We start from the raw sequence: 23189 nt of genomic DNA, 5'->3' as shown, positions 1-23189 counted from the left end.
CGGAGGTCGGCAAGATGCCTGAAGCAAGAAGAGCATTGGACGCCCGGTTCGGGAGCGCTCGCGGTCATGGCGAGGTGGCGCGGGCGCTCCGTCGCGCGCTCGCGCCCGGTTACGATAACGCGCCGGTGGACGCCGCCGGCAGACGGCTCAGACGCACCGCCGAGCGGCTGGACGCGTTGGCTGCCCGGGCCCCGCGTCACCCTCTCGCGCAATCCCCGCCCGCCGCGCCGCTGGACATGCCCGAGCAGGATCTGAGCGCCTTCGCAGCCTGGTCGGCCGTCGCTGCGGCGATCCGCGCCCCGATGGCCGGGCTTCGGCGGTTCGCCGCCTTCCGGCGACGCGGTTTGCCCGCTGTCCGCGGCTAGACCGCCATGTCGGCCGCGCCGGTTGCCGTCTCCTTCGTCGCCGTCTCGACGCTGGCGGTGAGCGCTGCGCTCGTCACTGCCTTTGGGGGCGACGGCATCAGCGCGATCGAGGCGTCGATTCTCCTTCTGATCCTTCCGCTGCATGCCATGCTGGCGGCGGGCTTCGTCTTTGCCTGTCTGGGATTGTGGCAGGTCGGATCTGCGCGCAAGCGGCCATCGTCCGACATGCGCACTGAATCATCCGGGATGCCGACTGAGGGCGGGTTCCTGACGGTCATCGCCGTGCCTGTTTTCCACGAGGACCCTGCAGAGGTCTTCGCCCGGATCCGGACCATGCATGAATCGCTGCGTCGTGAAGGACGGCTGGGTGGTTTCGAGTTCTTCATCCTCAGCGATTCGCGCCGGCCCGAGGTGGCGGCGGCCGAGGAAAGCGCCTGGCGAGGGCTGTGCGCCGAGGTTTCGGGGCACGGGCGGATATTCTACCGCCGCCGGACCGACAACCGGGGCAAGAAGAGCGGCAATATCGCCGAGTTCTGCCGACGCTGGGGCGGCCGCTACCGCTACATGATCGTGCTCGACGCCGACAGTCTGATGACGGCCGCCGCAATGGGCGAATTGGTCGAACAGATGGAGGCCGATCCGAAGCTCGGCCTGTTGCAGACCCGGCCCCTGGAGCGTGATGGCGCGACGCTCTTCGCCCGGATCCGGCAGTTCGCCAACTCGTTCTACGGGGCGGTGTTCACCCCCGGAATGGCCGCGGCGCAGGGAGACGCCGCCTTCTACTGGGGCCACAACGCGATCATGCGCATGGAGGCATTCGCCGGCGCCTGCGGGTTGCCGGAACTGCCGGGATCGCCGCCGCTTGGCGGACCCATCATGAGCCACGACTTTGTCGAAGCTGCGCTGCTGCGCCGGCGCGGCTGGAAGGTCCGCATCGATGCGGACATTGACGGCAGCTACGAGGAAGGGCCGCCCAGTCTGACCGACTTCGCCACGCGCGACCGGCGGTGGTGTCAGGGCAATCTGCAGCACGCGCGGCTGCTCCCGGTGGCCGGACTGAACTGGATCAGCCGGGCGAATTTCGTTCTCGGCATCATGGGCTATGTCGCCGGGCCGCTCTGGTTCCTGCTGCTTGCCACGATGACGGCTGCGGCGCTGGCCGATGCCCTGCCGCAGCGGGCGGCGCTCGTGGCTCTGCCGATCTCCGGCGACGTCGCCGTACTGGCGCTGACCGTCGTCTATCTGGTGGGCCCGAAGTTTCTGGCTCTTGTCCATGGCCTCGGCAGCCGGCGGATCCGGAACGGGCATGGCGGCGGCCTGCGCATGAGTGCGAGCGTTCTGCTGGAGATGATCTTCTCGGCGTTGCTGGCGCCGATCCTCATGTTCCTGCACACGCGTTTCGTCATCGAAGTTCTGACCGGCCGCTCGGTCGCGTGGAATCCGCAAAGGCGGGAAGCGGACCGCATGCGATGGTCCGAAGCGTTGCGCCAGTACAGGTGGGAAATTCTGGCCGCGCTGGGCGCCGGCGTCCTGTTGTCGGTCTTCGCACCGGTTCATTTCCTGTGGCTCGCGCCGGTCCTGGCCGGCCTGCTGCTGGCAGCGCCGATCGATGTGCTTTCCGGCCGCGCCGCGTCGGGACGGGCGACAGCGCGACTCGGTCTGTTCCTTGTGCCGCACGAGCCGCGTGGTCACGCGGATCGCCCGATGGGCGATGGAATAATCGGCGCGCTGGCGCGTCGACATTGACATGGACGGTTCGAGAGGAGCCACACGCCGGAGCTTCCTGGCTCTGGCGGCGCTGACGGGTTCCGCCTGGCTCGCAGGTTACGGGGGCGCACTTGCACGGTCGTCTTCGGGCCGGGCGGTTCCCTTCAGCTATGACCGGCTCCGGAACCGCGCCCGCCGGATGGCGGAAGACGCCTTCAGGCCGCGCCCGACCCCGGCACCCGACATCGTTCAACGCATCGATTTCGACGCGGTGCAGAAAATCCGCTTCCGGCCGGAAGCCTCGCCATGGACCGTTCGCCCGGGCGGGGCGCCGATCCGGTTCTTCCATCTGCATCGCTTTGCGCCATCCCCGGTGCGTATTCATCGGGTGGAAGGCGATGAGGCGCGCGAGATCGTCTACCGGCCCGACATGTTCGAACGGGACGTGCCGGGTCTCGCCGACGAACTGCCCGAGGATCTCGGGTTCGCCGGGTTCCGTGTCATGGACCCGGCAGGCGGCCCGTCCGACTGGCTGGCCTTCCAGGGCGCGAGCTATTTCCGCAGCGCCGGACAATCGGATCAATACGGTCTCTCCGCCCGCGGCGTCGCCATCGACACGGCGGTGCAGGGCGCCGAGGAGTTCCCCGCATTCACCGAGTTCTGGCTGGAAGATCTCGCAGATGCGGCCGGGGGCGTGCGCATTCATGCGCTGCTCGACGGCCCGAGCGTTACCGGCGCCTGGCGCTTCGACGCGCGGCCCGGGGAGGGCGTGATCATGGACGTGGAGGCGTCTCTGTTCTTCCGGCGCGCGGTTCGGCGCCTGGGCCTTGCACCGCTCACCAGCATGTACTGGTTCGGCGAGAACGAACCCCGGCGGGCGGTCGACTGGCGTCCGGAGGTCCACGACAGTGACGGACTGGCGCTCTGGACCGGCGCCGGCGAGCGCATCTTCCGTCCTCTGACCAATCCTCCGACGGTCCGTCTTCACAGCTTCGAGGACACCAGCCCCAAGGGATTCGGCCTGGTTCAGCGGGACCGCGATTTCGCCAGCTATCAGGATGACGGCGCCTTCTACGACCGGCGGCCGAGCCTCTGGGTGGAGCCGAAAGACGATTGGGGGCCGGGCTCGGTGCAGCTGCTCGAGATTCCGACCGACGACGAAATTCATGACAACATCGCCGCCTTCTGGTCGCCCGCCGGAGCGATCGCCGCCGGCGATACGATGCGGTTCGCCTACCGGCTGCACTGGCGTGACCGCCAGCCCTATCCGCCGGATGCGGTGGCCAGCGTCGTCGCCACGCGGACCGGCCGGGGCGGCAGGCCCGGTCAGGCGCGGCCCGACGCCAGCGCGGTCAGGAAGTTCGTCATCGATTTCCGCGGCGGACCGATCTCGGAAATGGCGCCGCGCTATGATGTCGAGGCCGTGGTCAGCGCCTCGCGCGGCAAGGTTTCCGGGCGTTATGTCGTCAAGGTCGTCGGCACGGATATCTGGCGCGCCGTCTTCGACCTTGCGACGAGCGGCGGCGAGGGCGTCGATCTCCGCTGTCATCTCCGCCTGGGCGACCGGACGCTCTCGGAGACCTGGCTCTATCACTACGTGCCAGCGGTCTGAACGTCGCGCACGAGGGCGTGCGCTGGCGATCGGTTGGCGGCGTCCGGGAATGTTTGAGGGAAAAATGGTGCCCAGGGGCGGATTCGAACCACCGACACGCGGATTTTCAGTCTTTATTTGAACCGATTCATAGGTTCTCATAGATTCCCGAAACAGACTCATATCTAGCTGATATTATTAAAGAATCTTGCGACACCCGTTCCAAGGTTGGACATAGCGGAACACCTCAGAGCAACGCGTCTGTGTTACCTATTGTTACCTATAGAGAAGTATCCTAGTGTCGCTTTGGAGGTCGATGGAGCCTGGAGCGATGCCAAAACGAAACCTCAATGCCGCTGTGGTGGAGCGGCTCAAACCGCCGGCAAAAGGTCAGGAAGACCAGTTCGACAAGGGCTACCCGGGCCTTGCCCTCCGTATCTCATATGGCGGGCGGAAGAGCTGGGTGTTCTTCTATCGCCTGCGCGGCAAACAGCGGCGAATGAAGCTCGGAAGTTGGCCGGCGATGTCGCTTGCCGAGGCGCGACAGGCCTGGCGGGATGCCCGAAACGAAGTGGAGTTCGGCAGGGATCCCGCCGCCGAGAAGCTGGAGGCTCGACGCCGTGAGCCCGATACCGTCCAACGGGTGGCGGAGCAGTTCATCGAGAAATGGCATCGGCCGCGGAACCGAACCGCCGACGAGATCGTCCGTATGTTCGAGCGGCATCTCTATCCGGTCATCGGTCACCGGGAGATCAAGGACATTGGTCGGCAGGACATTCTCGAGGTTCTCGACAAGGCCGAGGAGCGAGGTCTCTCCGTTGGCGTGAACCGGATATTGACGAATGTCCGCAGGCTATTTGGATGGGCGGTCGAGCGGGGGCTGATAGAGACTTCACCCGTGACCGGGATCAAACCTCCGGCGAAGGAGCGGGCGCGCGATCGGGTGCTGACGGACGATGAACTGCGCGCGTTTCTCACTGCATGCGACAAGGCCGGCAACCCGTTCGGCACAATCTTTCGATTGCTCCTTCTAACCGCTCAGCGACGCGACGAGGTCGCCTCGGCCGCCTGGGCCGAGTTCGATCTGCAGGACAAGTTGTGGCGCCTGTCCGGTGAGCGGACCAAGAACGGCAAACCCCATGATGTGCCGTTGAGCCAGGCAGCCCTTGATCTGATCACCGAGCTCGAAAGCAAGGAGAGCTCAAGCCTGCTGTTCCCTGCGCGGTTTGCCCGTGACACCGAGAACGAGGAGAAGGAGCGGCCCGCTTCCGGCTTTGGCCGTGCAAAGAACCGGCTTGATGCGGCGATGCTCGTGGAACTTCAGCGCATGGCCGAGGAACGCGGTGAGGATCCTGAGAAAGTGGTGCTACCGCCCTGGCGCATTCATGACCTTAGACGGACAGCGGCATCCGGGATGGCGCGGCTCGGTGTCGGCATTCATGTGGTCGAGAAGCTCCTGAATCATACCAGCGGGACGTTCGGGGGCATTGTCGCCGTATATCAACGCCATGACTTCGCCGACGAAAAGCGTGGTGCAGTGGACGCGTGGGCTGATTTCATTGCGACGCTAAGTGGCAAGACTGCTCAAGTGCTCGCGTCTGAGGCCGCCGACTGATACCATCGCTGCACCCGTGGGTATTGTCGTAACCAGGGGCATCGCGATGCTTCTCCATCAAGGAGCATCGTGATGAGGATACTGTCGAAGCGTCAGCTGAAGGAGCTGGTTCTGTACTCGCCACAACACGTCGCACGGCTGGAGAAGGCCGGGAAGTTCCCCAAGCGGGTCCAGATCGGCCCCAACAGAGTGGGATGGGTTGAGGACGAGGTGCTCGACTGGCTTCAGGAACGGCTGAACCGCCGGGACGAACCTGTCCGACACTCCTGAATGCAGGAGCTGGGCGGCCGGGCGTGCACAGCCCGGCCGTCTCTTCTTTCTTTGGTCGACAGACTGGACGGTCATATCCCTGTTCGAATTGGCACTCGGAAACCCCAGAAAACTAGCAGGCTGTTGAAGAAGGCCCACGAACGGCTTTGAGGACGGCCTCGTTGCCGAGATGGTAGGCGAACTCGATCTCAAGGGTGCCGTCGTCGAGCAGGTCGGCCGATCAGCTGGCAGTTCATCGGCGCGGTCATGGCGATGCCTGCGCCAGCAGCCTGGGAAGCCGGACCAGATTGTAGGCGGCAGCCGCGCCACCCGCGGCTGCGCCAGCACCGCATCCAAGAACCGCTCGGCGATCTCGCCAATCGAGTGAATCGCGTTGCCGCCCGGCGCTCCACCGACTTCTTCAACAGCCTGCTAAGCCTTGATCAGTTCAATTTGGTTTCTTCGTTTTTGATTTCTGGGTTGTGGTTGGGTAGCCGAACGATAGAAAAATGTGTGCGACGCGGATATGGCCGTGGGTGGGTGCTAGAGCTGGGTCTCGCTCATGCTCCGTATCGAAGTTCGCCGCTTCAAACAGTAGCGAGGGTTGGATGAACGGAGTACCGTCGGCTGCTGGCCGTAGCTTCAACTCGTCGGACAGGTCTTTGTCAGCGAGCATCTTTCTGATTGGCGGAACTACGTCGCATTCCGGATCGAGAAGAACGCCGACCATCGCGGCGACTGCCTGACGGCGGCTATAAATGCCAGTGACGAACCGCGTCAATCCGTTCTCGCGCAAATAGTGATCTCGATGGCGCTTCTGTTTACCGAGGCGCTTGAACTCGAACACGAGCTTCAGATCTTGGGCCTCGTCGTTCCAGCCATAGACGATATCGGTTCTGCGTTCCTCGATCATTTCGCCGGTGACCGGATCGATCTCTCCTATGATGTCTTCGGCTGCCCACATGCCGAGAAGGCCTCGTTGGCGCGCCGTGTAGTTCTCGACATAAACCTTGAGCCGCTTCGTCAGTGCCGTCTCTTTGGTCTTGGGGTTGAAGTCGGAGCGCGGTCGCTCGGATAGCTCCGACCAAGCCTCACGGAGTGCCTCGACGGCTTCCCTTGCAGGTTGAATGGGAAAGGCCGCAAGCCACTCAGCCGTCGCCGTCACGCGGGCACCCCCAACTGGCCAGAAGCTCCATGCGACTGAACCGTTCTTACGATCTGCTCAGCATCGCGCAGGGCTTGGCGAACGGTCCAATTGCGCTGGCTGAGGGGGCGAACGAGATAGAGGGATCGGTCGACCCAGATATGTGCATCCGGAACCAGGGATAGGGATTCTCCCAAGGGAATAGCTCTGAGACCGGAGACGCGAAGCTGGTTCAGCGTCTGGAGAACGAGATCGTCATTTACTGCGGTGTTCACGATAGGCGCCCCGGTGGGCTTTTCCTTGTAGGTTATGCGAACGATCCCGGAGGGGCCGGCGCGCCGAGGGTCGCTGGCCACGACGTCGACCTGGAAGCGACCCTTGCCGCGTGTTCGGCTCCGCCATGTAGTCAGGGTCTCTGCGAGTGCGCGTGCGTAGACCGCAAAATCATCGGGCTGAGTGGTGTGCTGAGCCGGTGTGTCGAGACTCTTGAATCCGCGAGGTCGTATGGACGGCATCAAGATATCAACAGTTTCGCGAACCAGCGTCTGCTCCTCGGGCGTGAGGCCGAAATAGGTGAAGACTGCGTGATCGAGCTCCGACTTCAGGGAGTCATACCGCCTGCTCTGTTCAAGTTCCGGGAGGTTGGCGATCTTGCCAACATGACGAGATACACTCACTAATGCTTCGGTCGCCGCGTCCGGATTCGGGGCGTTGTCGGGAGTGAAGAAGGGAAACGCTTCGACATCGGTGAGATGAACGCCGTTGCGTTCGCAGAGCATTTTCCAGCCGCGCATCATCAGGAAGTAGCGCGCGAGACTGGAACGCAGATAGACGGCAACGAACTGTAGGAGTTTGGCATCCTCCTGTGTGCCCGAAATTACGCCGATACTATGTGTGAACGTCGCCGGACCATCGTAGTAGACAGCTCGAACGTTGAGCTGCTCTCTGGAGAAGCCATCCGGAAATAGCACGCGCGGTCCGTCGAACACGGCCAGCACCGAATCGTTCAAGCCAACCACAGTGTCCTGATTTTCAGGCCAGGCCCTGAGGAGATCGGGATGCAGCACGGGGGAGCCCGCGCTCAAGGCGGCTACGGGCACGAACCGCTTGTCGCGCAGCGGGGCGGCGCTGACGGGCTCGCGGCTTCTGTCGTTCAAATGGATGCCCTTACGGTAGACCCACCGGCGAAACTCCCGCGAGCCGCGCCAGAAATCGGCAAAGGTGCCGCGTGCGGTTAAACGGGTCCATATGGAGAGATCGTTGGCGTCGCCCCACATCATCGTTACGAGAAGCTGCGAATCTTCCGCCACTGAGCGCGTCTGTAGCCGGTGCTTGTCCGCCGACTGCATGGTGAGCCGACCGAGCGCGAGGCTCATGTCCGCCTTGGGCACGCAGTATTCAAAGGTCTCGTCGAACGGGATCCGGCCCGGAAGGCGCTCTGGCCGAGCCTCACCAAGAAAGACGTGGCACGTATTCTCGGCGGTCGGGAAGAGCAGCCCTTGCAAATCGCCGAAATTGATCAGGCGCAAAGGGCGATATTGCTCTAGCAGATGCGATACGAAATCAGCACTGGATGGTCCGAGGAACTGGCCGATGGGAAGAATGAGGCAGACTCGGCCACCGGTCTCGAGAAAGTCGATTGCACGCAGCGCATAGGCGCCAGCAATCTGGCGGCGGACAAACGGCGCATCCACACGCTCCGTCCACGCGTCTGCGGACGTCCGCGACGCACCCTCTGGCTCCGCCCAGGGTGGGTTCGAGATAATCAGTGAAAAGCGCTTGTCGTTGAAGGCATGCTCGTCGCGGAAGAAGTCCGCTGCCTCTTCGCCATGGGTCAAGTTCGCGCCATTCAGCGAAGGCAATTGTGTGCCTTCACGCTCCTGGGCCTCCATGATGTCCGCCGGGTTGAGGCCTTCCAGCAACGAAAGGTAGAGGCTAAATGCTGTGACGCGGCAGGCCATGAAGTTGATGTCACCACCGAAGATGCGGCGCTTGAGCAAGTCTGCCCGTTCGCCGAAGCGCAATTGGCGTCTTGCGCGGGCCTCCGACAGGGCGATAAGGCGCCGGTAGGCTGTGGTCAGAAGGATTCCCGAACCACATGCGCCGTCGAAGATTGTTTCTGACAATGGATCGGGTGAGCTTGAGAAGGCCTGATCGACGGCCAGCATAGCCAGGTGACGGGGTGTGTAGTAAGCGCCCTCCTTAGCCTGTTGCTCTGCAGAGAGGAAGGACTCATACAGTCCAGAGAGCAGCTCGACAGGGATATAGCTGAAATCGTAGTTCCAGAAGTCGCCTTGGCCCGTACGCATGTCCGTACGACGGAGAAACTGGTTGATAAGGTGGAAGCCACCGTCAGTTAGCGCGGTCCAGGGGTCATGACGATCGTCGCCGAGAAAGTCACCGTTGAAATCCGACCTCAATGAATCGATCAGAGCCCGCAAGCCTTGGCGGTCACCTTCCGCAATGAGCTCGTGAAGCGGCACCACTCGTCGGCGGTTGCGGTAGGTGGCACCTACAATCTCGCGGTGTTCGAGGTAGGAGACGAAGAGCACCTGTCCCATTAGGAGTTCGGCCAAGTGCCGGACATCATGATCCACAGTGGTCCCGGAGAGGCCGCCCTCTGCCAGTTTCGAAACGACGGTGGAGAGGTTGGCGAGCAGCTTGCGGTCTACGCGTGCCTTGACGTCGAACCAGTTCGGCACGCGGCGGGTGACATTGGCCGAGGCAATGTCTAGGGCGGAGAAAGGTCCGTCCGGTCTGGCATCTTGTATGAAGAGCTGCTCGCCAGCATTGCGCAGCTTTCGGGCGGGTAAGGCGAGTGCCTTCTCGCCCTTCACTTCGATCACCACCGTGGCGAGATTCTGATTCCAGATGCGTTTGCGCGTTTCGTCGAGGGCGTGTTGTGACAGGGGGGCACCGTCGTCACCGACGAACACGACAGTAGGCACACTCTCTACGTCGAAGACAGCGTGAGCCCGTATGGCCCCATCTTGCTTGAGGAGGGTCTTTATCTCCAATGCGTAGGGGTGGGTTTCTGGAACCGCCTCATCGCGGCGATGTAAGACGGCAGGCTCGGCGGTATAGCCGAGCCTTTCTAGCCAGTCCTGCATCGATGCCGGGCTCACAGTAGTTCCTTTCGTCCCATGTACAGAGAAAAGAACATAACAGGAACAATGGCGATGGGCAAAGGCGATAGCCGTCGGATGCAGGCCGATGTGCGGTACGCGCTCATGCCGACCACCTTCGATCCGTTCCTACGCCTTCGGCCACGGTCGCTGCCTGGTCGGCGCGTCGAAGGTTCGGCAAAGAAAACAGATCGAGCTGTCCGCGCGCTGCAGCTGCGTCCGGCAGGGCGAACCCGTCCCGCAGAACATGCAGATGCGGATCGAGTTCCAGCAGCAGTACGTCGCCCTCGGGGAGGGGGGCTCCCTCTTCAATGAAATCCCAGCCGACAGGACACAGCACAAGTCGTTGTCCCCACAATGTGATAAACGACCGCTTGCGAAGACCCTGTCGAAGTTGCGCAAAAAAGGGCTTATGCGCCTGTAGCTCGAGATTGAAGTGGTCACGCAAGACAACCGCCAGCCTCAGCATCAGCACGGTCTGCCAAGTGAATTTGGCCGGAGAGCCCTTCTGTTTGGGACGTATGTCGGCCGGGATGAGGGCTCGCCGACTACTCCACTCGCGGAGCTTTTCAGTAGAAAGCCCCGTCAGGCGTACGGCGACAGGTGTCGTTACATAACGCAGATGCCACCTCCCATAGAATGGGTCTGATACCCTTTCTGCCGCCGAGAACGGGTATCATACCCCTTCTGCTGCGTAAAGGGCTTCTGCTGGCCAGGCGTCGAAGCGGCCGGGACGAGGTGGCTATCTGCGAACTACCGCCCTCCGCCATTAGGCAATGGCTTGTTCTGAGACGCATGGCTAAAGACATGGGCGCAGCATGCGTTGGTCGGATCACTGGCCATGTTTGGCTGCAGATTGAAACAGTAACTTGAGACGACTGCGTGCCCCCAATCTGAACCTTCGATCGTCTTGTGGGAAGCTTATTCGGCCCCGGACCAGCGCCCCCATCGCGATCCGGGCTTTCCGAGGTGATAGCGCCAACATCCGACCGGTGCGGAACGAATCCACCGAGATTGAGCGTAAGAGTTCCATGAGCTGGGGGTGGCGGCGACCTGGTTATGGTCCGAATTCCAACGTGGTTGGACATCTGCGTTCGAAACGACGGGGTATTGGGTGGGTCGAGGTCATGACGGGTGGCGAGCGATGGGCTTAGACTCCTGTATCCCTATAGCGTTGCCGTCCCGATCCCCATCCATGGGATCACATCTATCCAAATGGCGGCGCCAGCGAACGTTTCGGTGGGCTGCGACTTCATGCGCTTCCTTTCAGGAATCGCGCGGCCGTTAGATCTACAAAATTCGCGATATGCCGGCCGCGTCACGAGATCGCCGGCGTGTGGCTCTGCCCCTCTCTGCTCTTGATGAAGGAAATTGTGCCTTGACGATCTTTAGGTGAGGTGCCCCCAATATATACATCCTATAAGGGAGGGCGTGATGGACCTGTTGTTTCGGCGCGAGCAGACAGAGGGAAAGCTCGCCAAGGTTCAGTTCAAGCTGTGGGCGAAGGTCGAGCTTGAGGCGGGCGAGCAGGAACTCGTGAAGCGCTACCGCTTTGATGACGCAATTCTGATTGCCGCGATCCAGCCGAAGCTGCTTCGCAATGCGGGAATCATCGGGCTGCTGGTCTTTTTCGTGGTGGGAAGCCTGCTTGCCGTCTTCATCGGCATGACCATCGGCGTCGTCCTGGGGCTCGCAGGCGGCATCGGCGCCGGCTACTGGTATTTCCACGAGAAGCGCGAGACGATCTTCGTCAAGGATCTGCTGCACGGGCGGCATTTCAGCTGCCCGAGCGTAATCGAGCTGGCCCGCAAGGAAGCCTGGCTCGAGACCATCACCGGCTATCTCCGCCAGGTCATGGAAAGCGCCAAACACTGGGACGGCACCGAGAGCCACAGAATAGAGCCGCTGCCCAAGGACGAGGCCCGGCAGGTCATCCTCAGAGGGCTCTGATGCCGCTCCACCTCGCCGCCCGGACGCACGCCTTCATCCACGGGCTGTTCCGGCCGGGCGATCTGCAGGTGACCCAGGAGCTTTTCGATCGCGTCGAGGGCCTGTTCCGCCGCCATGGGCTGCGTTCGCCGGAAGGGCGTGAGGTTCTGATCGAGGAGCTGACATCGGACGTCCTGGCCCGACTGGACCTACCGGACGATCATCCTCAGCGCGCGGTCGTGCTCCGCTTTATCAAAAGGACCTTCGACTATGAAGGTCTGTTCCTCATGCCCGAGCCCGGATGGGCGGACCGGCGCTCGGTTTCCGAGCTCTGGGCGCTGCGCGACGAACTGAACGTCCAGCGGCAATTGTTGGAAGGCCTGCCCCTGGTCCAATCCCTGCTGATCGACACTTTCGCCGAAATCGTGGGTCGGCTTCACGGGGCCTGTCCGGCACTGGCGGCTGATGCGGACATGGATGATGGCATTCCCGCGCCGGCGCCGCTGATCCGCAGCATCGGCGATGTCGGCCGGCTGACGGAGGGAGTCTGCGCCGCCATCTGCACCGACGAGCTGGCGGAGGCCGGCCTCTTCACCCGGCACGTCGCCCGGCTGGAACGCAATCTGGTGGCGGCCTCGGGCGGCAATCCGGCGGCCGATCCGCGGGCTTTTCAGCGGATGCCCAAAATGCCATCGAAGTCGGATATCGCCGATCCGGCGGAACTCGCCGCGACCTATCTCGGCGGCACGCCGCTGCTCGAGCTCTTCGATCAGGAGCTGCCCTTCGTGATTCCGACGGAAGCCCGCTTCGAGCATCACCACATCGTCGCCGGTTCGGGACACGGCAAGACACAGACGCTGCAGTATCTGATCGGCCATGATCTCGAAGCGGTGGCGCTGGGCGCGCGAAGCGTGGTGGTCCTGGACAGCCAGGGCGATCTTATCCGCACCATCTCCCGCCTGGCCGAGTTTGCCGAGGGCGGGGCGCTCGCCGACCGGATCGTCGTGATCGATCCGACTGATGTCGAATGGCCGGTCTCGCTCAATCTCTTCGACGTCGGCATCGAACGGCTCCAGGGCTATGCGCCGCTGGAGCGGGAGCGGCTCACCAACTCCATCCTGGAGCTCTACGACTTCGTCCTGGGCTCGCTCCTCGCCGCGGAGATGACCCAGAAGCAGAGCGTCATCTTCCGTTACGTGACCCGTCTCATGCTCCATATCCCCGACGCCACCATCCACACGCTGCGCGAGCTGATGGAACCCGGCAGCGAGGTGAAGTTCGCCCAGCACATCGAGAAGCTGACCGGCACCGCGCGGCATTTCTTCGAGACCGAGTTCACCTCGAAGGAGTTCGAGCAGACGAAGAAGCAGGTGCTCCGCCGCCTCTGGGGCATCCTGGAAAACCAGACCTTCGAGCGGATGTTCTCCCATCCGCGATCGAAGCTGGACCTCTTCGCGGAGATGAACGCCGGCAAGGTTATTCTGATCAACACCGCGAAGGATCTCCTGAAGGAGCAGGGCACCGAGATCTTCGGGCGGTTCTTCATCGCCATGATCGCCCAGGCCGCGCAGGAGCGCGCGACGTTGTCGGAGAAGGAACGCATGCCGACCTTCGTCTATATCGACGAGGCGGCGGACTATTTCGACCGCAATATCGGCATCATCCTGAGTCAGGCGCGGAAGTACCGTGTCGGCACGGTGCTGGCGCACCAGTATCTGGGACAGCTTGAGCCCAAGCTGCAGGAAGCCTTCGCCGCCAATACGGCGATCAAATTCGCCGGCGGCGTCTCGGCGAAGGATGCGCGCGCCCTGGCGCCGATGCTCCATTGCGATCCGGCGCTGATCGAGAACCAGCCCAAGGGCAGCTTTGCCGCCTATGTGCGAGGCGCCACCAGCCACGCGCTGCCGTTGTCCTTCCCGTTCGGCGAACTGGAAGCCCGGGCGCAGATGTCCGCGGAGGCCCGGCGCCATCTTCAGGAGCGCATGCGGGCGCGCTACGCGGTGCACTATTCTGAACTTGGCAGGCCGAGCGTCGAGGCGGCCGGGGCGAGTGACCGGAAAGCGAAGGTCAAGGACACTTCGGAGGCAGCATCTCCGCAACCCGCGGCTGAGAGCTCATCGGCCACCGACGCGACGCCAACCTGGTAGATGGCGGAGCCGGCGCCCGGTTTTGACGCCATCCAGCGCCGCAACCGATTGCGGCCGATCTCGACCGGCAAGCGCATCAGTCCGCAGCCCCGGGATCTGCTCTGGTTTCGCAAGATCCACGAGCACGGGCCTTTGCCGTCCTCCTACCTGCACGGCTTCTCGGCTGGCGAATATCGCAGCGTAAAGCGGGCCAGGGAGCGCTTGACGGACCTCTTCAACGAATCCGAAACCCGCCATGGCGGTCCCTACCTATCGCGGCCGCTGCAGCAGTTCCGCACGATCGACAGCCGCTATAATCAGCTTGTCTACGATCTGACGCCGGCCTCAATCGACGCCCTGAAGGACGCCGGTTCGTACTCGGCCTATGCGACACGGCCCTCGGGCCCCTGGCTGCATGGTTTCATGACCGCCTGCATCACTGCCTCCATCGAGCTGGCGACCTTGAGCCGCGATGACCTGAAATTCATCCCGGGCTGGCGGGTGCTCGAGAGGGCAGGGGCCCAGCTGCGCTTCCCCACCCCGATCAAGGACCCGAAAACGGGCAGGACCGTAACCAGGGACCTCATTCCCGATGCGCTCTTCGGGCTTGAATATCTGACCGATGCCGGGGCGCGATACCGCTTCTTCCTCGTCGAGGCCGACCGCGGCACCGAACCCATGACCACGAGCAACTGGAACCGCAAGAGCTGGCAACGCTCGTTGGCGCAGTATCGGGCCTATGTCGGCGAGGGGCACTACCGGGACCATCTGAAGCTCACGGCGCCTCTGATGGTTCTCGTCGTCGGGACGGACGAGCGGAAAATTGCGCGGATGATCAAACTGGCCGGAACTGCCGGCAGTTTCCCCTGGCTGCTGTTCGGTTCAATTGAGAACTTCGGGCCGACGTTTCGGCCCGCGGGGCCGATGAAGGAGCTGATCGGTCGCCAATGGCTGGGCCTAGATTTGGCGACCTTCGACATCGGGGCGCCCTGAACCGGCGCATAAAGGACCACGCGATGTCGCCAGCCTTCCCACTGACGGCGTTCGGCCGCCTTCTCCGCGCAGTAGCTGCCAAATGATCCGGCATCGCTCGGCGCCATGCACGTGAAGGCCAACCAGGCTACAGCATCGAACGGATATCTGACGCGGTGGTCGGATAGGCGAACGGCGTCTGCTTCATCTCATCGGTCGTCTGAGTTGTGCTCTGAAAGCCGGACAGTGACGCCAGCTATGGCGGTGCATGTCCCTGATGCCGTCGCGCACCCTTGATAGAACTATAATGGAGAATTCGCCCTCTTGCTCAAACGCCCTCGTTCATCGCAGTCGAATCGAAAGCTGGGCCCAACGAGACCGACGAGCCGGTGCGGTCCACCATCGTCCGAAGCAAGCGGCAGCAAAAGCCGGGTACGGATCATGGGCGGAGCTTCGGACCAAAGGATCAGGCGCTCCACAAAGCAATAGGATGCTCCACTGGCCACACCATCGAACTCCGACCAAACGTTGTCTTTGCGGGCAAAGAGCTCGCCCAGTAGACAACCGGTCAGCTCCAGGCCAGAATCTGACCGGAGGCCCGTGCCCGCCAGGCGGCAACGATAATCCCCGTCGACCGGCTCCCACACCATCACCCAGGACAGAGTAGCCCGCGGCATGTCCAATGGCCCGAAGCTGCTTCGGCGGGGGATTTCGCGATCGCCCCTCTGCGCCATCCAACCCTTGGCGAATGATCGCGCCAATTCAGGGAGCACGGCTTCGTCCAGGTACGCCAGCTCCTTCAGTTCATGGTGAAGGAGCTGGGTGTGAAGGCGACTTTCGGGCACCTTGCCGGTCATCCTGTAATCCATTCGAAGCAACGCTTGGTAAACGGGCCATAGCGGGATCCTATTGACCTTGGGTTAATTGGCGCAATGGGTCGATGGATGGGAGTGCATTTGGATTCGACTTCATGATCCTCGGGTTTCACTATCTCCCCGCCCCTGCAGGGGTGGCGGGACGGTCGCGGCGCGGCCGGTTGCGGTCGTGGGCGGCCCCTCTCCGCCCGGTTCGCGGTGAGCCAACACCGCGTCCCCCGCCGACCAGGGCAGAGAGACTTTCCTCCGACGAGGGTCGAGTCCCTTCCTGGAAATGTTCCAGTTATCTAGCGATCCGCGTCGCGCCGTCACCACCAGCTCGTTGTCTTCCGTTTCGATGTAGCGGACCTCGGTGCCGGTCTCGACCTCGATGCCGAGGCGCGCGAACTTCCGGGCGAGCCAGTCCACGAGATCGGAATCGAAGTTCTTCGGCAGGCGCTCGCCGCGCTGCAGGATCGTCACATCCGCGCCGGCGCATGCGGCGATGTGGGAGAATTCGGCGGCCACATGGCCGCCGCCCGCCGCGCGTGATCGACCGCGTCGGCGCCGGCGAGCAGCAGCTTCCTGGGATCGCAGCCTCTGAGGGCGCAGGTTCCGCCGAAGGGTCTGGAATCGATCACCGCGACGCTCCGGCCCGCTGCGCGGACCTTGGTGGCGACGGTGCTGGCGGCAACGCCGGTCCCGATAATGGCCAGATCGTAGTCACGGGGCATCGACTTGCTCCACTGATGGAGAGCGATGTGGCGCCGTCCGGGTGGCTCCGCAAGGTGCATCTCCGGGTCCCGCCACTGCGGAACCGATAGCGTTCGAGCGCAAGAAACCGATGGCGCGGGACGGCGGGCTTCGCCCATACAGGACGGCTCAGCCGCTAAAGCAGGAGGGTGGTTTGAAATTCCCCGAAGACATCATTGATCCCGTATCCGACCTGGAAGCGTCCGCCGACCTCGTCATGACCGCCGGCCCCGGGGCTCAGGTCGCCTGGCATTGCTTCGGAGAGGGGCGCGCCGTGGTCCTGCTGCACGGCGACTTCGGTGGCTGGACGCATTTCGCATACAACATTGCGCCGCTGGCGAAGCATTTCCGGGTGCTCGTGCCCGACATGCCGGGCTATGGCCGCTCCGACACGCCGCCCGAACCGCACGCACCCGAACATCTCGCGACGCTTCTGCAGGCAGGCGTCGACGAACTGCTCGGGCCGGAAGCGTCACTCGATATCGTCGGCTTCTCATATGGCGGGATCATTGCGGGCCACATGGCCGCCCGCCTTGGCCGCCGCGTCGGCTGTCTCGTGCTGAGCGGTCCCAGCGGCTTCGGGATGCGGACGACACCGCCGGACGGGACGGAGCTCTTCGCGATGCGCCCGGGCATGAGCGGTCCGGAGGTCGACGCCGTCCACCGCCACAACCTGGCCAAGCTGATGATCGCCGATGCCCACAAGGTCGATGATCTGGCGGTCCGCATTCAGCGGCGGAACATCGAGCGCGCCCGCGTCCGCTGCGGCAAGTATCCCGACACGACCACGCTGCTGGACGTGCTGCCGCAGGTGACGGCCCGGCTCGGCGCCATCTGGGGCGGCGCCGACATCTTCAACCCGCCCGAGCAGCGCGCGCGCCAGGAAGCGGCACTGAGACGCTTCGATGCCGGACTGGATTTCCGGGTCGTGCCGGGCGCGGGGCACTGGCTGTTCTACGAAGCGCCCGAGACCGCCAATGCCTGGCTGATCGAGATGCTTGAAGGCGCGGGACAATGACCCCGGTTCTGGTGGTCACGGGCGGCAGCCGCGGCATTGGCGCCGCATGCGTGCGCGAGGCCGTGGCCGTCGGCTGGCGCGTCGTCTTCAGCTATCACAGCCGGGACGATGCCGCCGCTTCGGTTGCGGCGGCCTGCGCTGGCGAGGCGATCGCCGTCCAGGCCGATGCCGGCGTAGAGGCGGATGTCGCCCGCCTGTTCGAGACCGCAGCCGCGGTGGGGCCGGTCCGCGGCCTGGTCAACAACGCCGCCGTCCTCCAGCCCCATGGCAAGCTGGTCGATCTGGATCCGGCGGTGCTCGCCCCGATGTGGCGGACGAACCTGACTGGTACGATCCTCTCCACCCAGGAAGCGATAAGGCGGATATCGCGCAGCCGTGGCGGCGATGGCGGCGTGATCGTCAATATCTCGTCGCGGGGATCGGTGCACGGCGCGCCGGGCGCGTTCGCGGCCTATGCCGCCTCCAAGGGCGCCATCGATACCTTGACGCACGGGCTGGCGATCGAGGTCGCCGACGAGGGCATTCGCGTCAACGCGGTACGGCCCGGACTGATCGACACCGAAATCTACGACGGCGCCGGCATACCCGATCAGGCGAGCCGCGTGGGACCGACCGTGCCTCTCGGTCGCGCCGGCACGCCGGCCGAGGTGGCCGCCGCCGTGGTCTGGCTGCTGTCCGACGCGGCCTCCTATGTCACGGGCGCGCTTCTGGATGTGGGGGGGCGGGCGTCAACGAACGGAGCGTGGCCACCTTCGAACACCCGGCGCATGCGCTCGACGGCAGGAACGATCACCGCGGCGAGGCCGGTGCCCGCACGACAGAGCTTTGGGAGCGACGCGGCGACGCCCTGCTCCTGCGCCAGGCGATACCGTTCCCGAAGATGTGACGTCTTGCATCTTCACATTCGGGACCGGGCAACGTAGAAGCATCGGATGATCTGTCGGAGTCGCATGTTTACCATTGTCCTGTTCGCGCTGTTCGCGGCGGGCATGGTCGTGAATTCGGCGGCGACGGCTTCCATGTCGCTGAAGATGGCTCTCGGCGACATCGGCGCGGTCGAGATGGCGGATTGCCAGGATTGCGGCGCTGTCGAAGACGGCGAGGACAACCTGCTGACGTGCGACATTGATTGCACGATCTCCTTTGCAGCACATCTTGGCCAGGGTGACTCGTACAGCCCGCGCATTGCGGAGTCGGGCACGTCACCAAAGACAAACCATCTGACTGGGCGAGTTGGCCAGCCCGACCCCTATCCTCCGCGACTCCTCATCTGATCCGACGGGATTCGGAGTGCGCTCCGATTCCTGCGTGCCGGCGCGAGACCCGGATCGTCATCCGGGCCATCGCCCTGACCTCATGCACAGGCCAACATCGCTGTGCGTCGTGCAACCAGAGCATCAAATGAGCACCCAAAATGTCATCAATTCCTACGCTGCCGCTATCGCGGCGAAGCCTGCTGACAGCAATTTCTGCCAGTGCGGCGGGGCTCGCCATGCCGAACCTTATGGCAAATGCCGCGCGCGCCGCCGGGACCAGGGAATTCACGTTGCGCGCGGTGCCCGGTCGGACACGTCTCGCACCCGATCTGCACGGCGAGACGCCGGTCTGGGGTTACAACGGCGCCGTCCCGGGTCCTGAGATCCGTGTTCGCCAGGGCGAGCGACTTCGCATCACGGTCGAGAACGCTCTGGCCGAGGAAACCACGGTCCACTGGCACGGGGTGCGGCTGCCGAACGCGATGGACGGCGTCCCGCACCTGACCCAACGCCCGATCGCCGCCGGCGAGACCTTCATCTACGAGTTCGACGCGGTCGATGCCGGGACGTTCTGGTATCACCCGCACCAGCGCAGCTTCGAACAGGTCGGGCGTGGTCTCTACGGTCCCCTGATCATCGAGGAGGCGGAGCCGTTCCGTGTGGACCGCGAACTGACCTGGGTCCTCGACGACTGGCGGCTGACGCAATCGGCCGAGATCAGCGACGACTTCGGCAACCGCCACGATATCAGCCACGGTGGCCGGGTCGGCAATACGGTCACGATCAACGGCCGCGTGCCGGGCGAATTCCCGGTGCGTAGCGGCGAGCGGGTCCGGTTGCGGCTGATCAACGCGGCGAACGCCCGCATCTTCGGGCTCGACTTCCGGGATCAGGCCCCCACGGTGATCGCACTCGACGGCCAGCCGGTCACCCCGCACGAGCCGCCGAACGGTCTCGTCGTCCTCGGACCGGCCATGCGCGTCGACCTGATCATCGACATGACCGGTGAGCCGGGCAGCCGGGCGACCGTCGCCGACCGCTTCTACGAGGGCCTCGAATACCGGCTGGTCGATTTCGCATATGACCGGTCCCGGCTCCGGGACGATGCGCCCGACTGGCCCGTCGCCCTGCCGGCCAACCCGCTGCCGGAGCCCGATCCCGCCCCGGCGCGCCGGCACGACGTCGTATTCAACGGCGGCATGATGGGCGCGATGGTGATGCGCGAGATGGGCGGCAGCATGGGGCAAGGCGGCTCGGGCGGCATGGGCGGCGGAATGATGGGCATGATGCGCGGCAACGGCGTCTGGTTCATCAACGGCAAGGCCGCCGAGGGCCACGTGCTCGACCCGATGCTGACGCTCGAACGCGGCCGGAGCCATGTCATCGCGATGACCAACGCGACAGCCTGGCATCATCCGATGCATCTGCACGGCCATTCGTTCCGCGTGATCTCACGCAACGGCGCGCCAACGGCCCACCGCGAATGGCAGGACACCGTCCTGATGGCGCCGCGGGAGAAGGTCGAGATCGCCCTCGTCGCCGACAATCCCGGCGACTGGATGTTCCATTGCCACATTCTCGAGCACCAGGCGGCGGGAATGATGGGCGTCATTCGTGTCGCCTGACCCATCGACAAGGAGGAAATCAATCATGCGCAAGATCATTTCGGCGGCCCTTTTCGGGCTGGCCCTCGCCGTCGCGGCGCCGGCGTTCGCCGATCAGCCGTCCCATGACGTCACATTGTACAAGGCGCCTCAATGCGGCTGCTGCGAAGGTTATGCCGACTATCTGCGGCAGAACGGGTTCGAAGTTACCGTGAAGCCGACCCACGAACTGCCGCAGATGAGCAGGCTGGCCGGAATTCCGGAGAACTTCGAAGGCTGCCACCTGTCAATGATCGACAATTATGTCGTCAGCGGCCATGTGCCGGTCGCCACCGTCGAGCGGTTGCTGAGCGAGAAGCCGAAGATTGCGGGCATCACGCTTCCCGGCATGCCGCAGGGTTCGCCGGGCATGTCCGGCGTGAAGACGCAGCCGTTCACGATCTATGAGATCGGCCCGGTTCCGCCCACGGTCTATGCGGTCGAATGAGGGCGGCGGCCTCGATGTTTCGCGGACAGGGCCGGTGTGCCCTGTTCGCCGCCGGCGTAGTGGCGGCGGCGGTCGCCTGGCCGGCGTTCGCCAGCCGGGCGGATCCTGACGAAGGGGCGCAGGTCGAACGCGGCGGTGAATTCTATGCGCTTCACTGCGCCGCCTGCCACGGTGCGCGTCTGGAAGGACAGCCGGACTGGCGTCGACGCAAGCCGGACGGCCGGCTGCCCGCACCGCCTCACGACGAGACCGGACACACCTGGCACCATCCTGACGCAATCCTGTTCGCCATCACGCGCGACGGCTTCGCCGCGCATGCCCCGGACGGCTACGAGACCGACATGCCGGGCTTCGGCGACGCGCTCTCCGACAACGACATCCGCGCAGTGCTGGCGTTCATCAAATCGCACTGGCCCGAGCATATCCGGGCCCGCCGCCGCGCGGCGGCGGTGCGGATGGAGAAGGAACCAAGGCAATGATGCACGATTCATACGGAATGATGTGGGGCATGGGACTGATCTGGCTGTTGGTCCTGATCCTCCTCGTCCTGGCCATCGCCGCGCTGGTCAAGTTTCTCTTTTTCCGGCGGCGAAAGGACGACGGCAATGGCTGAGAATCCCGCCATGAGCGCCGGAACCCGTGTTGGAACCCTGGTCAGGAACTGGCGCTTCGCCTTCCCGGTCGCGCTCTTTGGCGTGATAGCGGCGGCGCTCTGGACCGGATTGTCTCTCAATCCAAAGGAAATACCCTCCGCGTTGATCGGCAAGGCCGTTCCCGCATTCGACCTTCCACCGGTACAGGGGCGCGCGCAGGGCCTTTCGGATGCGGACCTCCGGGGTGAAGTCAGCCTTCTCAATGTCTTCGCGTCATGGTGCACGGCCTGCCGCGCGGAACACCCGTTGTTCATGCAATTGGCCAGATCGGGAGCGGTGCCGATTCACGGTCTCAACTACAAGGACAGACCGAACGATGCGGCCGCATGGCTTGACGAGCTTGGGGATCCCTATTCGCGGACCGGAGCGGATCTGAATGGCCGGGTCGGCATCGACTTCGGTGTCTACGGCGTGCCCGAAACCTTTGTCATCGGCGCAGACGGCCGCATTGCCTACAAGCATATCGGCCCCGTGACCCCTCAGGCGTTGAAGGACGTGATTCTGCCGCTGATCGGCCGGCTCCGCGAAGAAGGGAAACCCCTGCCATGAGACTGCTCGCGTTCGTCGCCATATCGGTAGTTCTCGTCACTTCAGCCTTGCGCGCCGAACAAGCGCCTATGTCGCTGCATGATGAACCGCGGCCAATCCCGCCGATCGGGTTCAAGGACGGCGATGGCCGCGACTACGACCTCGATGACTGGCGCGGCCGGATCGTTCTGCTCAACATCTGGGCCACGTGGTGTCCGCCCTGCCGCCATGAAATGCCGACGCTCGACAGACTTCAGGATCAGCTCGGCGGCGAACGCTTCGAAGTTATCGCCCTTTCGATCGACAGGGCTGGCGTCGGAGTCGTTCGGAGCTTCTTCGAGGAGACGGGAGTGCGGCGACTTCGGCTTTTCATCGATGAAACGGGCGAGTCGGTCAGGGAACTCGGCGCCTTCGGATTGCCGACGACCCTGCTGATCGGCCCCCGGGGCAACGAACTGGCCCGGCTCGTCGGACCTGCCGAGTGGGACACTCCGGAGATGGTCGCGTTCCTGGAGACCGTGATCGCCGAACATACAGGAAAGCAGACAAGGCCATGACGACTGAGGATATTCCTGACAAGGGAGCCCATGCCTCGCCGCGACGCACCCTTCCGGCCTGGCTGACAGAGCGCCGCACCCTCTTGCTGGCGGCGGCCGCGGCCGCAGGCGTCGGCCTGTTTTCGAACTGGAGTTGGCTGACGGCGGTCGGGGCCGCGCCGATCCTGCTCGCCTTCGTCCCGTGTCTGGCCATGTGCGCGCTCGGTTTCTGCATGCGCGGCGGCGGTGCGGGCGCGTGCAAGACCCGCGGCAGTGCATCAGTCAGGCCAGGAGTGCCTGACGTTACCCCTCAGCGTTCTGGAGAACTCTGAGATCCAAAACCGAGAAAGGAAACCGACCATGCGCAATACACTCAAGACCCTGACCGTTGTCGGCGGCCTGTTCGCCGCGACATCCCTTGCCTTCGCTGACGAGCAACAGCCGCAGCAGCCGAAGGAACGGATGCCGGGAATGATGCAGGACGAAAACGGGATGTCCGGCATGATGGGCATGATGCAGATGATGCAGCAGATGGGTCCGATGATGGAGGAATGCCGCGAGATGATGGCGGCCATGACGGACCACATGAAATCGGGCCCGCACGCGCCCGACTCTCGCGACGGCTGATTGTAATGGCCCGCCCGGGCATTCTGCGCGGGCGGGCGCATTCCGAGGTG

The 23189-nt window shown here is 63.9% G+C and carries 22 protein-coding genes; 17 read left to right on the top strand and 5 right to left on the bottom strand.

Annotation, left to right across the window (positions count from 1 at the left end; all coding sequences use genetic code 11):
• Positions 1-35: 35 nt before the first annotated feature.
• From TEF_12750 to TEF_12730, 5 genes are all read left to right on the top strand, one after another.
• Positions 36-365 carry a hypothetical protein gene (locus TEF_12750; protein ANK81563.1) on the top strand — a complete coding sequence of 110 codons (330 nt, stop codon included), beginning with the start codon at positions 36-38 and terminating at the stop codon, positions 363-365.
• 6 nt (positions 366-371) lie between these two features.
• Positions 372-2111, top strand: a complete 1740-nt coding sequence (locus tag TEF_12745; GenBank protein ID ANK81562.1) for a glucan biosynthesis glucosyltransferase H — start codon at positions 372-374, stop codon at positions 2109-2111.
• A 1-nt stretch (position 2112) separates the two neighbouring features.
• Positions 2113-3684, top strand: coding sequence for a glucan biosynthesis protein D (locus TEF_12740; protein ID ANK81561.1), 1572 nt, complete (start codon positions 2113-2115; stop codon positions 3682-3684).
• Positions 3685-3994: 310 nt separating this feature from the next.
• Positions 3995-5278 (top strand): hypothetical protein, encoded by a 1284-nt coding sequence (locus tag TEF_12735; GenBank protein ID ANK83463.1) that lies wholly within the window; start codon positions 3995-3997, stop codon positions 5276-5278.
• A gap of 72 nt (positions 5279-5350) precedes the next feature.
• Positions 5351-5548, top strand: a complete 198-nt coding sequence (locus TEF_12730; protein ANK81560.1) for a transcriptional regulator — start codon at positions 5351-5353, stop codon at positions 5546-5548.
• Between the two features lie 427 nt (positions 5549-5975).
• Here the strand turns inward: TEF_12730 and TEF_12725 are convergent, their stop codons facing one another.
• Positions 5976-6692 (bottom strand): Fis family transcriptional regulator, encoded by a 717-nt coding sequence (locus TEF_12725; protein ANK81559.1) that lies wholly within the window; start codon positions 6690-6692, stop codon positions 5976-5978.
• Positions 6689-9796 carry a DNA methylase gene (locus TEF_12720; protein ID ANK81558.1) on the bottom strand — a complete coding sequence of 1036 codons (3108 nt, stop codon included), beginning with the start codon at positions 9794-9796 and terminating at the stop codon, positions 6689-6691. Before TEF_12720 ends, TEF_12725 begins: the two co-directional genes overlap by 4 nt.
• A gap of 1434 nt (positions 9797-11230) precedes the next feature.
• Between TEF_12720 and TEF_12715 the strand changes: the two genes are divergently transcribed.
• The 3 genes from TEF_12715 to TEF_12705 are packed head-to-tail and all read left to right on the top strand — an operon-like array spanning position 11231 to position 14844.
• Positions 11231-11746: a hypothetical protein gene (locus tag TEF_12715; GenBank protein ANK81557.1), complete on the top strand. Its 516-nt coding sequence runs from the start codon at positions 11231-11233 to the stop codon at positions 11744-11746.
• The gene (locus TEF_12710; GenBank protein ID ANK81556.1) at positions 11746-13872 is read left to right on the top strand and encodes a hypothetical protein; all 2127 of its coding nucleotides are present in this window, start codon (positions 11746-11748) and stop codon (positions 13870-13872) included. The genes TEF_12715 and TEF_12710 overlap by 1 nt, the downstream gene beginning before the upstream one ends.
• The gene (locus TEF_12705; protein ANK81555.1) at positions 13873-14844 is read left to right on the top strand and encodes a hypothetical protein; all 972 of its coding nucleotides are present in this window, start codon (positions 13873-13875) and stop codon (positions 14842-14844) included. It abuts the gene before it with no gap.
• Between the two features lie 281 nt (positions 14845-15125).
• Here TEF_12705 and TEF_12700 read toward each other — a convergent pair whose 3' ends face one another.
• The 3 genes from TEF_12700 to TEF_12690 form a co-directional block, all read right to left on the bottom strand.
• Positions 15126-15692 carry a hypothetical protein gene (locus TEF_12700; protein ANK81554.1) on the bottom strand — a complete coding sequence of 189 codons (567 nt, stop codon included), beginning with the start codon at positions 15690-15692 and terminating at the stop codon, positions 15126-15128.
• Positions 15693-15791: 99 nt separating this feature from the next.
• Positions 15792-16160 carry a hypothetical protein gene (locus tag TEF_12695; protein ID ANK81553.1) on the bottom strand — a complete coding sequence of 123 codons (369 nt, stop codon included), beginning with the start codon at positions 16158-16160 and terminating at the stop codon, positions 15792-15794.
• Complete coding sequence (locus TEF_12690) at positions 16157-16411, bottom strand: hypothetical protein (protein ANK81552.1); 255 nt, start codon at positions 16409-16411, stop codon at positions 16157-16159. Before TEF_12690 ends, TEF_12695 begins: the two co-directional genes overlap by 4 nt.
• 173 nt (positions 16412-16584) lie before the next feature.
• Here TEF_12690 and TEF_12685 point away from each other — a divergent pair, with 173 nt between their 5' ends.
• The 9 genes from TEF_12685 (at position 16585) to TEF_12645 (ending at position 23139) form a co-directional block, all read left to right on the top strand.
• Positions 16585-17448, top strand: a complete 864-nt coding sequence (locus TEF_12685) for a hypothetical protein (protein ID ANK81551.1) — start codon at positions 16585-16587, stop codon at positions 17446-17448.
• On the top strand, positions 17445-18371 hold the full coding sequence (locus TEF_12680; protein ANK81550.1) for a hypothetical protein: 927 nt from the start codon (positions 17445-17447) through the stop codon (positions 18369-18371). Before TEF_12685 ends, TEF_12680 begins: the two co-directional genes overlap by 4 nt.
• Before the next feature lie 27 nt (positions 18372-18398).
• Entirely contained in the window at positions 18399-18722 is a 324-nt protein-coding gene (locus TEF_12675; protein ANK81549.1) for a hypothetical protein, read from the top strand.
• Positions 18723-18862: 140 nt separating this feature from the next.
• Positions 18863-20329 (top strand): copper oxidase, encoded by a 1467-nt coding sequence (locus TEF_12670; protein ID ANK81548.1) that lies wholly within the window; start codon positions 18863-18865, stop codon positions 20327-20329.
• 25 nt (positions 20330-20354) lie between these two features.
• Positions 20355-20795: a metal-binding protein gene (locus tag TEF_12665; protein ID ANK81547.1), complete on the top strand. Its 441-nt coding sequence runs from the start codon at positions 20355-20357 to the stop codon at positions 20793-20795.
• Positions 20796-20809: 14 nt separating this feature from the next.
• On the top strand, positions 20810-21274 hold the full coding sequence (locus TEF_12660) for a hypothetical protein (protein ANK83462.1): 465 nt from the start codon (positions 20810-20812) through the stop codon (positions 21272-21274).
• A 144-nt stretch (positions 21275-21418) separates the two neighbouring features.
• On the top strand, positions 21419-21997 hold the full coding sequence (locus TEF_12655; GenBank protein ANK83461.1) for a thiol:disulfide interchange protein: 579 nt from the start codon (positions 21419-21421) through the stop codon (positions 21995-21997).
• A complete protein-coding gene (locus tag TEF_12650) occupies positions 21994-22533 on the top strand; it encodes a thiol:disulfide interchange protein (protein ANK81546.1) in 540 nt (179 codons plus the stop codon). Before TEF_12655 ends, TEF_12650 begins: the two co-directional genes overlap by 4 nt.
• Positions 22534-22872: 339 nt before the next feature.
• Complete coding sequence (locus tag TEF_12645; GenBank protein ID ANK81545.1) at positions 22873-23139, top strand: hypothetical protein; 267 nt, start codon at positions 22873-22875, stop codon at positions 23137-23139.
• Positions 23140-23189: the final 50 nt, after the last annotated feature.

It is taken from the genome of Rhizobiales bacterium NRL2 (assembly GCA_001664005.1).
Classification (GTDB): domain Bacteria; phylum Pseudomonadota; class Alphaproteobacteria; order Minwuiales; family Minwuiaceae; genus Minwuia.
This window is presented reverse-complemented; position numbering and strand designations above follow the sequence as displayed.